The sequence below is a fragment of the Pseudomonas orientalis genome (assembly GCF_022807995.1).
In the GTDB taxonomy this organism is placed as follows: Bacteria; Pseudomonadota; Gammaproteobacteria; order Pseudomonadales; family Pseudomonadaceae; genus Aquipseudomonas; species Aquipseudomonas orientalis_B.
In genome coordinates this window covers 3681967-3694534 of record NZ_CP094351.1, presented here as the reverse complement: position 1 = coordinate 3694534, position 12568 = coordinate 3681967, and the positions used below count along the sequence as shown (strand labels likewise).

Annotated in this window: 14 protein-coding genes; 7 read left to right on the top strand and 7 right to left on the bottom strand. The window is 61.8% G+C overall.

Annotated features, from left to right (window positions below; translation table 11 throughout):
* Positions 1 to 9: 9 nt before the first annotated feature.
* Complete coding sequence (locus MRY17_RS16300; protein ID WP_181285257.1) at positions 10 to 783, top strand: OmpA family protein; 774 nt, start codon at positions 10 to 12, stop codon at positions 781 to 783.
* 25 nt (positions 784 to 808) lie between these two features.
* Here the strand turns inward: MRY17_RS16300 and MRY17_RS16295 are convergent, their stop codons facing one another.
* Positions 809 to 1645 (bottom strand): 5'-nucleotidase, lipoprotein e(P4) family, encoded by an 837-nt coding sequence (locus tag MRY17_RS16295; protein WP_243352494.1) that lies wholly within the window; start codon positions 1643 to 1645, stop codon positions 809 to 811.
* A 172-nt stretch (positions 1646 to 1817) separates the two neighbouring features.
* Between MRY17_RS16295 and MRY17_RS16290 the strand changes: the two genes are divergently transcribed.
* Positions 1818 to 2237 (top strand): chemotaxis protein CheY, encoded by a 420-nt coding sequence (locus MRY17_RS16290; protein WP_243352493.1) that lies wholly within the window; start codon positions 1818 to 1820, stop codon positions 2235 to 2237.
* Between the two features lie 3 nt (positions 2238 to 2240).
* On the opposite strand, the gene MRY17_RS16285 is transcribed toward MRY17_RS16290, so the two are convergent.
* From MRY17_RS16285 to MRY17_RS16275, 3 genes are all read right to left on the bottom strand, one after another.
* Positions 2241 to 3446 (bottom strand): DUF1835 domain-containing protein, encoded by a 1206-nt coding sequence (locus tag MRY17_RS16285; RefSeq protein ID WP_243352492.1) that lies wholly within the window; start codon positions 3444 to 3446, stop codon positions 2241 to 2243.
* 152 nt (positions 3447 to 3598) lie between these two features.
* Positions 3599 to 3841 carry a hypothetical protein gene (locus tag MRY17_RS16280; RefSeq protein WP_181285262.1) on the bottom strand — a complete coding sequence of 81 codons (243 nt, stop codon included), beginning with the start codon at positions 3839 to 3841 and terminating at the stop codon, positions 3599 to 3601.
* 69 nt (positions 3842 to 3910) lie between these two features.
* Positions 3911 to 4987 (bottom strand): aldo/keto reductase, encoded by a 1077-nt coding sequence (locus tag MRY17_RS16275; protein ID WP_191951989.1) that lies wholly within the window; start codon positions 4985 to 4987, stop codon positions 3911 to 3913.
* 204 nt (positions 4988 to 5191) lie between these two features.
* On the opposite strand from MRY17_RS16275, the gene MRY17_RS16270 reads away from it, so the two are divergent.
* The 4 genes from MRY17_RS16270 to MRY17_RS16255 all read left to right on the top strand — a co-directional run bounded on the left by MRY17_RS16270 (position 5192) and on the right by MRY17_RS16255 (position 8656).
* Positions 5192 to 5824 carry a glutathione S-transferase family protein gene (locus tag MRY17_RS16270; RefSeq protein ID WP_191951988.1) on the top strand — a complete coding sequence of 211 codons (633 nt, stop codon included), beginning with the start codon at positions 5192 to 5194 and terminating at the stop codon, positions 5822 to 5824.
* Positions 5825 to 5839: 15 nt separating this feature from the next.
* Entirely contained in the window at positions 5840 to 6760 is a 921-nt protein-coding gene (locus MRY17_RS16265; RefSeq protein WP_191951987.1) for a LysR family transcriptional regulator, read from the top strand.
* Positions 6760 to 7644 carry a LysR family transcriptional regulator gene (locus tag MRY17_RS16260; RefSeq protein WP_191951986.1) on the top strand — a complete coding sequence of 295 codons (885 nt, stop codon included), beginning with the start codon at positions 6760 to 6762 and terminating at the stop codon, positions 7642 to 7644. The genes MRY17_RS16265 and MRY17_RS16260 overlap by 1 nt, the downstream gene beginning before the upstream one ends.
* A gap of 79 nt (positions 7645 to 7723) precedes the next feature.
* Positions 7724 to 8656 (top strand): pyridoxamine 5'-phosphate oxidase family protein, encoded by a 933-nt coding sequence (locus MRY17_RS16255; RefSeq protein WP_243352491.1) that lies wholly within the window; start codon positions 7724 to 7726, stop codon positions 8654 to 8656.
* 73 nt (positions 8657 to 8729) lie between these two features.
* Here the strand turns inward: MRY17_RS16255 and MRY17_RS16250 are convergent, their stop codons facing one another.
* Complete coding sequence (locus tag MRY17_RS16250; RefSeq protein WP_065887232.1) at positions 8730 to 9005, bottom strand: DUF6124 family protein; 276 nt, start codon at positions 9003 to 9005, stop codon at positions 8730 to 8732.
* Between the two features lie 697 nt (positions 9006 to 9702).
* Between MRY17_RS16250 and MRY17_RS16245 the strand changes: the two genes are divergently transcribed.
* Positions 9703 to 9957, top strand: a complete 255-nt coding sequence (locus MRY17_RS16245) for a hypothetical protein (RefSeq protein WP_191951984.1) — start codon at positions 9703 to 9705, stop codon at positions 9955 to 9957.
* Positions 9958 to 9964: 7 nt separating this feature from the next.
* On the opposite strand, the gene adeC is transcribed toward MRY17_RS16245, so the two are convergent.
* Both adeC and MRY17_RS16235 read right to left on the bottom strand, forming a co-directional pair.
* Positions 9965 to 11389, bottom strand: coding sequence for an AdeC/AdeK/OprM family multidrug efflux complex outer membrane factor (adeC, locus tag MRY17_RS16240; RefSeq protein ID WP_243352490.1), 1425 nt, complete (start codon positions 11387 to 11389; stop codon positions 9965 to 9967).
* Entirely contained in the window at positions 11389 to 12183 is a 795-nt protein-coding gene (locus MRY17_RS16235) for a helix-turn-helix transcriptional regulator (RefSeq protein WP_243352489.1), read from the bottom strand. The genes adeC and MRY17_RS16235 overlap by 1 nt, the downstream gene beginning before the upstream one ends.
* Positions 12184 to 12568: the final 385 nt, after the last annotated feature.

Here is a 12568-nt window from a genome sequence, read left to right as displayed (position 1 = left end):
GATGCTCCCATGCGTGCCACTTATTTCATTCCCGTTCTGTCCGCTTTGGTGCTGGCCGTGGCTGGTTGCGCGACACCTCCGGAAAACGCGCAACTGCTGCAAGCGCGCAGTCAGTTTTCCAGCTTGCAGCAAAAGCCTGAGTCCAACACGCTGGCGGCGGTAGAGACGCGCATTGCCTCGAATGCGCTGGACCGCGCCAATCAGGTCTCGCTGCATGATCGCACCGACCCGAAGATCGACCAGTTGGCGTACCTGGCGTCGCAGCGAATCGCGCTGGCCGAACAGACCATCGCCGGTCGCAAGATCGATGCCCAACTCGACAACATCGCGGTCGACCGCACCCAGGTGCAACTTGACGTCAGGACCGCACAACTCAAGGCCTTACAGGCCATGAAGGCACAACCGTCGGAACGCGGCCAGGTGATTACCTTTGGTGATGTGCTGTTCGATACCGCCAGGGCCGACCTGAAGCCGGGCAGCCAGCGCGACTTCCAGGGGCTGGCGAATTTTCTGTTGCAGAACCCCGAGCGCCAGGTTCGCGTGGAAGGGTTTACCGACAGCACCGGTGGCGACGCTTTCAACCAGACCTTGTCCGAGCGTCGCGCCCAAGCCGTGGCCCGCGGCCTGGAGCGGTTCGGCGTGGGCAGAGAACGCATCACCGTGGTGGGCTACGGCAAGCAGTACCCGGTGGCCGATAACCTGAGCGCGCAGTCACGCCAGTTGAACCGCCGTGTGGAGGTGATCGTGTCCAACGACGGCTCGGCGGTCAGCGCACGCCGCTGAGTCAGGCGGTGAGTAGCGCGCGCCGCTACTCCTGCAATTGCAACGCCTGCTGTTTGAGCCTGCGCTTTTGCTCGAACGGCAGCTTCTCATTATCCCCATAGGGCGCGCTGTACCAGTTGCCATAAGTTGGATTGGGCAGCAGGAACCAGCGCTGCCCCAGCCAGTTCATATAGGGTTCGACCGCCTTGCGCTGGGCAGCCAGCGTGTTGTGTTCGGCCTGCACGAAATCGCCCAGGGAATCACCGGCCATCAACAACACCCGCGCATGGCCGGCGACCCATTGGCGCCGGCAATTCTTGCCATAACCGGCGCTCTCGCAGTGGCCGGTGGGCGTGCTGGCCGCCAGGATTTGTTCATCGCTCTGAATCGGGAAACCGCGCAGGCGCAGGTTTGCAGCCGTGGCCGCAACCTGGCTGTGTTCGCGGTTGGTGAGGTAATAGACCTTGATGCCTTTTTGCCGGGCCGCCTGCAGGAACGCCACCGAGCCGGGCAACGCCTGGGCCTTGGCCTGGTCGACCCAGGTGTTCCAGCGGTCATAGGAATAGACCTGATTGTTGAGAATGTCGCGGGCATTGAGCGGCACGTTGTCCAGCAGGGTTTCGTCGATGTCGACCACCACAGCCGGCGGCAGGCCTTTCAGATCCCGCGCGGGAAAGGGCAGGGCGTCCCAGCCAGGATCGGCCAGGGCGACATCGAGCTGACGGGTGGCGTTGGCGAAAAGTTGACGGTAGATCAGCTCGTGCTCGATGGAGGTCTGGGTCCAGAGCACGGCGTCCAGTTGGTCGTTGGCCCGTGGGTGTTGCTGGCAGCCCGCGAGGGCGCCGGTGAGCAAGCAGAGGCTGGCGAAGAACAGGTTGCGCATGGGGCTTGATCTCGAAGAGCGTGGAGGCGTGGTCAGCCCACTAGTCTAATCACTTGCAGGGCATGCGGCGCCTTGCTGTTTAGGAATCGTCTTAAAGCCACGCTTGATCCCTGGCAAGTAGTGTATTCGGCGTTGAACGATCGTCGTTGCCGCCTCGCTGCCAGGTTTGCCTATGTCCAATAAAACGTTACGCTTTCTAATTGCCGAGGGAGAACATTTACAGCGTATCAAGATCGAGAAAATGCTCAACCAGTTGGGCTATTACCGTATCGCTCCCTTGAGCTCATTCGACGAGGTGCAGGCGTTGACGCGTTCGAACGGCGTGACGTTCGATCTGTTGATCATCAACACAGCGTTGATGCGCGGTCACCCGATCGACCTGCTGAAGTACTGCCGTGAAAACCTGATGATCAGGCATGCGCTGATCTATGACGGGGAGTGCGCGCAGCGGTCGGTGATGCCCGTGTCGGCCAGCCAGACCTTGCATCTGTCCCTGTCGCAATCGCCGGATTTCAATGCCCTGTGCCGGTGTCTTGAAGCGCTCGACCCGGCGGCGATGGCGCGCGTCGCCGGGATGTCACCCACGCGTTGAGCCTTAGCTATACCAGATGGGCAGGTTATCGCTGCCGATTCGCCAATGGGGCTGCCGTGGCCTCAGGCATACACCGCCGATCCAACGTTCATAGCCGGCGTGGTCCATCCAGTTGCTGTCGCCGTTCAATACGGCATGCCCCAGGGGCGTTAACGCCAAATGGCGCCGAGGCCATGGCTGCTCAACGTCGGTTTCCACCAGCAGCGGCTGGTCGCCATCGATCAACGGTCGCAACAGCGCATGAAACATCATGTCGCCCAGGAACGGCAGCGGTTCGCGCTTGGCCATCAGTTCTGCGAACACTCGACCAAAGGGTACCGGCCCGGCTTCGGCGATATAGCCCAGGGCCAGCCGTTCGGTCAGGGACAAGCCATCCCGGGTGCCCGGCAACTCCTGCAACTGGCGCAGCAGCGCCGGCGCGAGAAAGGGCAGGGCGCTATGCTTGCCATGAGCGAGTTCGGCCCATTGCACGGGAGACGGCGCGCAGTAGGCCGTCCACGCCTGCTTGGCCAGTTGTAACGCCGCCTCATCGACCAGCCGCCGCTGCGGCCACAGCCAGGCGAGCACATCCGGCGCCAATTGGCCGATGCCGATAAACCGCTCCACACCGGGAATGCGGTCGACCTCGATCAGTTCAAGTTTGGACGGTAACCGTTCAATACCCGCCAATGCGCGTATCAGAAACAGCTGGTCGTAAGCATCCGCTTCACACCACAGCACGCTGTGCTGCGCCGTGGCCAGGGTTTCAAGCCGGGCATATTCGTCGGCCAGTCGTCGCGTCACGTCAGGTTCATTCAAACCAAATGCGTGGCTGATGAACGCGCTGCGCAAGGTTTGGTATTCATCGCCAGGCAGGTCGCGTACCGGGCCCATGCACAGCGGGTCAGTCAGCATCTGGAATTGCCCAGTGAACCCCGCCACGTGCAGGCTGTGGGCGATGTCATTGCCACACCTCCAGTGGGCGGTGCGGGCTTCGTCGCTGGCAATGAAGTCGGGGTGGCGTGCGGCGAAGTCCAAGGCATCGACATGAGCCTTGAGCTTGGGCCAACTGCTGAAACCCAGCGCTTTGGCGATCTGCCATTGGGCTTGGGACAAGGTGGCGTTGGGATCCTCGCGCTTGAGGCGCCGTAACAGTTCCTTTGCGCGCTTGCGCTGCTGCTCAAGGTTGAGGCGGCCGTTGGTAGTAGAAGCAAAAGGGCGTTGCGACATACGAGCTCCTTGCACAAACCTTTTCCGCTTTAAGGTTGGGAGTCGTAGAAATGAGGTCGATCTGTGGTGTCCTGGGCGCAGCCCTTTCCGCGGAAGGTGGCGTAGAGAGCGCCAGGCGGGAAATATAGGCAGTGTGGCGGCCGATTGCAAACTCAGACCGGTTCATCGGGCTTGCGATCAATCCAGTGAGTCTTGATGCCCTTGGCCCAGGCCACTGTGTAGAAGCAGCTGAGCAACACAATGCCCCATTGCTCGGCATTGATCGACGACCAGAACCAGAACGGCTGGCCGGCCATGCCGAACAGGCAGGCGTAGCGGCGTACTTTGAGGCGTTTGCTCTGGCTGAACCAGATGGCGACGACGCCGAGGGCGGCGATCATGATTTGTGCGATCAAAACAATCTCCCTTATCAAAGGTGAGAGGGCGCTAGCCTCTCCCACCTGTTGATGTGCTGCGTTCAGGCGCTATTTGTCCTTGCGTGCATCCATGGTTTTTTGATGCTCGGCAAGGAACGGCTGTTCCGCCGGATCGAAGCGATCAATGCCCGCAGTAAACCGATGCCAGTACGGATACAGCGGTTGGCGACGCGTCACGGCTTCGATGCGTGAGGATTGCTCCTCGGTCAGTTTCAGCTCGGTTGCCGCGAGGTTGTCGCGCAGATGCTCTTCGGTGCGGGCGCCGATAATCAGCGAGGTGATCCCCGGGCGATCCTTGAGCCACGCCAGGCAGGTGCGCGCCACCGACACACCGTGTTCATCGCCCACGGCGGCCAGGGTTTCGATGATATCCAGCGCCCGTTCCTGGTCATGCACGTAGGGTTCCGGCCAGCCGCTGCCCTGGCGGGTATTGGCCGGCGGTTTATGCCCGCGCCGGGTCGAGCCGGTCAGCAGGCCTTCACCCATCGGTCCCCACACCAGCGTGCCGATATTCTGGTCCAGCGCCAGCGGCAGCAGCTCGTACTCGGCCTCGCGGGATTCGGGGGTGTAGTAGATCTGCTGGGTAATCGGCTTGAGCATGCCGTGCAACTCCGCCTTGCCCAGGGCTTTCATCATTTGCCAGGCGGTGAAGTTGCTGGTGCCAAAGTAGCGGATCTTGCCCGAGCCCACCAACAGGCGCAGCGCTTCAAGGGTTTCTTCGATGGGCGTCAGGCCGTCCCAGTTGTGCAGTTGGTACAAGTCGATATGGTCGGTGCCCAGGCGCTTCAAACTGGCTTCACAGGCGCGAATCAAGTGGTAGCGCGACGAGCCGGAATTGTTCGGGTTCTGGTCCACCGGGCTGCGGCCCTTGGTCGCCAGCAGGATATCGTTGCGCTTGTCGCCCAGGGCTTTGCCGACCACCTCCTCGGCCAGGCCGTGGGAGTACAGGTCGGCGGTGTCGATCATATTCACCCCGGCGTCGAACGCGATATCGAACATGCGCCTGGCCTGGGGCACGTCCACCGCGCCGCATTTCTCGAACTCGGCGCGACCGCCAAACGGCACGGTGCCCAGGATGATTTCCGAGACCAGCAGGCCGGAATGACCCAGTTGTCGGTATTGCATGTTGCCTCCTACATTGCGTTGCACGTGAAGGTGTGAACGATGGGAGGGGCGATAGTTTGAATTTTTTTTATGGAAATTCGGTGTTTGGCTTAGCGCCGGATTGTTTCATCAGGTGAAATGCTGGATTGTCAGTCGTGACCATTCCGCTAAGTGCTACAGGGGGAGAATATGCCTGGCGTCGATACCTATTCTTTGGAGCACTTCATGACCCAGCCTGCAATCAAACTGTACGGTCTTCCCCTGTCCGGCCACTCCCACCGGGTCGAACTGATGCTCTCCCTGCTGGGCCTGCCCATGGAATTTATCCTGGTGGACCTCAAGCAAGGTGCGCATAAATCGCCCGAATTCCTCGCCACCCTCAACCGCTTCGGCCAGGTGCCGGTGATTGACGACGGCGGCACGGTACTGGCCGACTCCAACGCGATTCTGGTGTACCTCGCCAACACCTATGGCAACGGCCAGTGGCTGCCCGCTGACCCGGTCGGGCAGGCACGTGTGCAGCGTTGGCTCTCGACGGCGGCCGGTCAGCTGCATGCCGGGCCCGCCACGGCGCGCCTGGCCACGGTGTTTGGCGCCGAGGTGGACACAGCCGTTGCGATCAACCGCGCCCATGCCCTGCTGAACGTGATGGAGCAGCAACTGGGCGAGAGCCGCTTTCTGGCCGGCGACCTGCCGAGCATTGCCGATATCGCCTTCTACACCTACGTGGCCCATGCGCCGGAAGGCAATGTGTCGCTGGCCGACTATCCTCAGGTGCGCGCCTGGCTCGCCAGCATCGAAGCATTGCCGGGTTTCGTCGGTATGCCGCGCACGGTGGTGGGTCTGCAATTACAGTAATTCCAAGGGGCGTCGATGGATCGTTTTCATGAAATGCAGGTGTTCCTCGCGGTAGCCGAAGAAGCAGGCTTTGCCGCTGCCGCGCGGCGTCTGAACACCTCGCCGCCCAGCGTGACCCGGGCGATTGCCGCCATGGAACAACGCATTGGTACCCAACTGCTGGCGCGCACCACCCGCAGTCTGCACCTGACCGAAGCCGGGCAGCGTTACCTGGAAGACTGCCGGCGCATCCTTGCCGAGCTGAGCGAGGCGGAGGAAGCGGCGGCGGGCAGCTATTCGATCCCCTGCGGCCAACTGAACGTGACCGCCCCGGTGCTGTTCGGCGAATTGTTCGTGGCGCCGGCGCTGGGGGAGTATCTGGACCGTTTTCCCCAAGTGAACATCAATGCCTTGCTGGTCGACCGCGTCGTCAATATGAGCGACGAAGGGGTCGACGTGGCCGTGCGCATCGGTCATCTGCACGAGCCGGGGCAGCAGGCGATTGAGGTCGGCGAAGTGCGCCGGGTCGTGTGCGCATCGCCCGCTTACCTCGCACGGCATGGGCAACCTCGGCGGCCCGAGCACTTGCTTGAAGCGAAGATCGTTGCCTCATCCGCCAGCCAGCGGGTGAGCGAGTGGGCCTTTGTCGACGCCGGCGTGCCGCTGACGGTGCCGATCGAGCCGCGCCTGGTAGTCACTGCAAACAATGCCGCGATCAACCTGGCGCGGCTGGGGTGGGGCATGACCCGGGTGCTGTCCTATCAGGTTGCGGCGGCGGTGGCGGCGGGTGAGCTGGAGATTGTCCTGCAGGATTTCGAGCCGACCGCGCTGCCGATCCGGGTGGTGTTCCAGAGCAACGGTCGAATGCCGGCCAAGGTCAGCACATTCGTGGATTTTCTTGCCGAGCGCCTGGGGCATGACGTGGCCCTGAAGCCGATGACGCCGGCGCGCGGCTGATGGAACGCTATCGCGACATGCAATTGTTCGTGGCGCTGGCCGGGCAGCCAAGCCTGGCGGCGGCGGCGCGCTTTGCACAGGTCTCGGGCCCGACCCTGGTACGCGCGATTGCGCGTCTGGAGGCGCGTTTGCGTGTGGGGTTGTTGCAGCGCAGCACCCGGGGGGTCAGCCTCACCGAGGCAGGCACTGCCTATATGGTCGATTGCGTGCGGCTGTTGGCGGCGGTGGAGGCGGCCGAAGCCTCGGCCAAGGGTTTGCATAGCCAGGCCCAGGGCAATCTGCGCGTATTCATGCCGTTGCTGTTCAGCCGCTATGTGATGGCGCCGGTACTGGCCGCGTACATGGAGCGTTACCCGCTGGTGCGCCTGGTCGCCCGCTACCACGACTACTACCCGAACCTGCATGAGGAAGGGCTGGACGTGGCGGTGCTGGTGGGCGAGTTGCCCAGCTCTTCATTGATCGCGCGACCGGTGGGGCATGTGCGGTATATCCTCTGCGCCAGTCCCGATTACCTTGCCACCCACGGCGAGCCGCTGCATCCCGACGCCCTCAGGCAGCATCATCTGATCGCCCATGCCGACCCCGTGCAGTGGGACTTCGCGCACTGTCAGCTCAAGGCCCGCGCACGTCTGCGCTGCGCCACGGTACAAGGCACGATCAATGCGGCCGTGACCGGCGCGGGGTTGCTGCGCTGCCTGAACTACCCGGTGCATGAGCATCTGGCCAGTGGCCGGCTGCATCGCGTATTGCAGGGCTTTGAGCTGCCTGCGGTTCCGGTGCAGGTGGTGTACCGCGAAGGCCGCCATGCGTCGATGCGCGTGCGCAGTTTTGTCGATGAGTGTGTAACGGCATTGCGCGGCCATCCGGCATTTCAGCTGGCGTAATAGTGGATTGCCTGGGGTGGTCATTCTCTCGGCGTAAGGCCAGGCGCAACATCCAGCTATCCAACGAGAGGTGACCCTCATGAACTCAATCGAGCAATCTCCCTGGCATGCCGGCGAACGGCAACTGCAGGCCAGTGCCGGCGCGGCTGAGCGCATGGCCGTGATCGGCCCCAAGGTCATACGCGATAATCTGCCCGAGCAACATCGCGATTTCTATCCCTTGTTGCCGTACCTGGTGGTGGGCGCGGTGGATGAACAGGGCGCCCCGTGGGCGACGATGCTCGAAGGCGCGCCCGGGTTCGCGCATTCACCTGATCCGTACCGGTTGCAGATCGACAGCCTGCCATCCAACAGCGATCCGGCGCGCGCCGGGATCACGGCTGGCGCAGCGGTCGGCGTGCTGGGCATCGACCTGAACACACGCCGGCGCAATCGCATGAATGGTCGCATTGGCGCGCTGGATCGCGATGGCTTTGCAGTAGACGTGGTGCACAGCTTTGGCAACTGCCCCAAATACATCCAACTGCGCCCGGTCGACACAATTGCGCGCAAACCCGCCGACGTGGCCGAGCGCAGCGACAGCCTGGATGGCGCCGCGCAGCAAATGATCCGCAACGCCGACACCTTCTTCGTCGCCAGCTATGTCGTCCTGCATGGCGAGCGCTCGGTAGACGTCTCTCATCGGGGCGGGAACACCGGGTTCGTGCGGGTGCAGGGCAACGTGCTGACCATCCCCGATTTTGCCGGCAACCTGTTCTTCAACACACTGGGCAACCTGCAAGCCAATCCGGTGGCGGGGTTGTTGTTCATCGATTTCGAGTCGGGGGATGTGCTGCAAGTGGCGGGGCGTACCTCGCTGATCCTCAGCGGGCCGCAGGTGGCCGAGATCGAGGGGGCGCAGCGGTTGTGGACGGTGACCGTGGAACAGGTGATCCGGCGTCCGGCGGCCTTGGCATTGCGTTGGCAGTTCGCGGGGTTTTCACCCTATAGCCTGGCGGTGGGAATCGGGTAGCCAGGCGCGGTCGCAGATCAAATGTGGGAGCTGTCACGGCCTCGCTGAAGCTCGGCAGCTCCCACGTTCCGGATCAGGCGACCGGGCATTCCCGATTCAGCGCATCGTCCACCAGCAGCTTCGCTATTTCGATCATCTGCACCACGGCCAATACATGCTTGCGACTGGCGCCATCCACGTGTTCGGCACAGTCATATGCACAGACAGTCGCTGACTCCAGCATTTCGCTGGCATTGCTCAAGGCGGCTTCAGTGCTGAGGCCGGGGCGGATGGAGAAGATGACATCGGGGGGTAATTGCAGGTTGTCATCCGAGGGGGATGGCGGGGGGTTGGGCGTGACTTTTTTCATGGTGAAGCTCCTATGAATGAGCACCTCCATTTCGCTACCACACGAAGTAAGGAGGCGACTGTACACAGGGTGGTAGACCGGTCATAGAAACCCGGCAGGCCGAAGCCTCCCATGCACAGCCGCCACAAAGCAGCCCGCACAAAAAAACGCCCGCGAGCGTTTTGGGGTCTATGAAAGAACTGGGCTACCACACCCGTTCGCTGATTTTGCAGCGACCCGCGAAGGTTAGCGGCGGGGTTGATCGGACGCAACCCGAAAGTTGCGTAAGAGCGGTCCGACAAGCGTGATGCGTCCCCCGCTTGCTGACTACCCTTGGCGGCGGAGCACGCTGTTCAGTTAAGCGTACATCGCCCTCTGTAGGAGCGAGCTTGCTCGCGAAAAACGTCAACGATAACGCGTGTTTCCTGATTGAACGCGGCGCCTGTGGTTTTTCGCGAGCAAGAGCTAGGCGCCCCCCTCGCTCCTACAAAAAGCCTTAACTGAACGACATTACGGGCTTGCGGAGTTTTCCGATAGCAATCGGCTGAAGCAGAAGGATGTTGTTACCGCAAGCCCACATTGGCATCAGGAACCTTTCCTACCGGCTGGCCACGCATGAGTGCTTGTTGAACTCAATGCCCGACGGTGATGGTGGGCAAGTCATGCATCCTTGATCGCACTGCGATTTCGATCCTTTCGTTAAATGAGGCTATACACAATGGTCACGCTCAACACAGCTGACGGTGCAACTTCTCCACTGGCGGGTAAAACCCTTGATCAATGCGAGCGTTTTGGCCAGGTGCCGGCCCATCATGTGATTGGCCAGGTTTTAAAATCCAACCGCAGTGACCTGGAAATGGCCGAGCTGTTGAAATTGCTGGGCACGTTAGTGACAACGCTTAAAACCTGGATGAACACCGACAACGCACCGCACACGCCGCCCGTGGCCGTGATACCCAAACTGCCGGTCTGAAGCGGCCCTAGCGTGCAGTGGCAAGGCTTGTGGGCTGATCCCACGCGCCGCCAAGCGCGGTATACAGGTTCACCTGCGCCACCAGTTGCGCCAGGCGATCGACAATCAGTGCCTGCTGTGAATTGAACAACGCGCGCTGCGCATCGAGAAAGGTCAGGTTGCTGTCGACGCCGCTGCGGTAGCGGTGCTGGGCCAGGTCATAGTAATGCTGGTTGGCGGCGACGGAATCTCGTTGCGCGTTCAGTTGGTCGTCGAAGGTTTGGCGTGCCGCGAGGCCATCGGCAACTTCCTGAAAGGCGCTCTGGATGGACTTTTCGTACTGCGCCACCGTGATGTCCTTCTGCAGCCTGGCGTAATCCAGGCTGGCGCGCAGGCTGCCGGCGTTGAAGATCGGCAGATTGATTTGCGGCTGGAACGTCCAGGTGCCCGCGCCGCCCTTGAACAAACCGGAGAGTTGCGTGCTGGTGCTGCCGGCGTTGGCCGTCAGGGTGATCGACGGAAAGAACGCCGCCCTGGCCGCGCCGATATTGGCGTTGGCCGCCTGCAGCTGGTATTCGGCCTGGAGAATGTCCGGTCGCCGTTGCAGCAGGTCTGAAGGCAGCCCCGCAGGCACCTGGGCTACCAGGTCGTCGGACAGGGCGCGTGCGGGCAGGTTGGCATCTACCGGGCCGCCGACCAACAGCGTGAGGTTGTTGAGGTCCTGGGCCACCTGGCGTTCGTAGCGGGCCACGCTGGCGCGGGTGCTTTCCACGGCTGTGCGCGCCTGTATCACGTCCAGCGCCGAGGCCTTGCCGGCGGTTTTGCTGCGGCTGGTCAGTTGCCAACTGCGGTCGTTGGCCGCCAGGGTCTGCTCGGCCAGGGCCAGCAGTTCCTGGTCGGCACGCCAGGTCAGGTAGGCATTGGCGACGTTGGCCACCAGGCTCAACTGCGCGCTGCGCCGGGCTTGCTCGGTACCCAGATAAGTCAGCAGGGCCTGTTCGCTGAGGCTGCGCACGCGGCCGAACAGGTCGAGTTCATAGGCACTCAGGCCCAGGGTGGCGGAATAGTTGGAGGTGATCGCCGACTGGCCGGTGCCGGTCACACCCTCCGGCAATTTCTGACGCTTGCCGGCACCCGTGGCGGACACCGCCGGGAACAGGTCGGCGCGCTGGATGCGGTACTGCGCCTGGAACGCCTGCACGTTCAGCGCGGCTACCCGCAGGTCGCGGTTGTTGACCAGTGCAGCGTCGATCAACGGGGGCAGCGCCGGGTCGTGGAACAGCTGGCGCCAGTCCGAAGCTTCGGGCAGCGTGCCGGCGTGCGCCTGGCGGTACACCCCGTCCTGGGGATAGTGGGTCGGCACGGGCGCGTCGGGCCGCTGATACTCGGGGATCAACGAACACCCGCCGAGCATCCAGGCCACGCCAACGGCGGTAAGTGTGAACTTGTGCATCAGGCGCCCACCATCCATTTGGCCAAGCCGTGTCGGCCACTCACCCCGAGCTTGGCGGCGGCGCGCTTGAGGTAGGTTTCAATCGAGCTGTTTTTCACACTGAGTTTTTGCGCAATCTGCGGCACGGTGCCGCCGGTCAACAGGCCCAGGCAAACCTCCTGCTCGCGGGCCGACAGGGTGATGTCGCTCAGCGACAAGCGCTTGTAGAACTCACGCTGCAATTGCGACTGCTCCAGCATAGTGTTCCCAGGCTCCATCTCGACGTGCGGCGCCTGGCGCAGGATCTGCACGTGGCGCTCCATCAATGGCAGCAAGGTCTCGGACAGGCATTTGAGAAACGAAAGTTCCGCCAGCGAAAACCCGCGCTCGGCAGGCGGGCGGTAGAACGAAATCACACAACGTCGATGACCCTGGCGCGAGACCAGGTTGCACTGGTGCGAACTGCCGCGCGGGTGCGTGCTGTCGGCCTTTGCGCTCATCTGGATCAGCAACGGGTCCTGCATGCGCAGCATCTGTCGCAGCAAGGGATGGTCGTGCAGCGAATGCAGGGCCAGTGGCGCGGGCAGGTCTTCGTTCAGCCCGGCACTGCCCAGCAGCTTGATATCCAGCACACTGTCACGCAGTTCATCGAGGCTCCACTCGCTGAGGTCCACCAGGTGAATCGGTATCCATTTGTCCACCAGATGCAGCATGTTGGCGGCGAAAGTTTCCTGGCTGCAGCTGGAAATAAGCTTGCCCATTTCGGCATAGAAATGTGGGCTCTGGGTATCGGTAATACTAGGGGTCAGACTCATAGCCATCTCATCCTTGATGTCGAAAACCGTCAACGGATGCCCAGGGTCTGATCGGGGCGCTCCGTACTGCTTGAACGTGACTCGGCGTTCGAGATTTCATTTAGCCATAGCGATTTGTCCTACGTATGTAGCGGAAACGAGGGACACAAGCTGCCATAAAGATCGCGTCATTAATTCGACGTTTCCTACAGCAAACTCAGTATACGAGGAGGCGGGGCGAATTTTTAAAGCCAATTAACTGGTTGATATTTATAGAAAAAAAGATAATTAAAAAATATATTTCAAATTAAACGTCGGACAGATATAGCCAATCTCCTACAAGGCTTTCATCGTTTCAGCAGTGAACCCTCAGCCAAGCCCGCTCTATCCGTTTGGATGTCCGGGT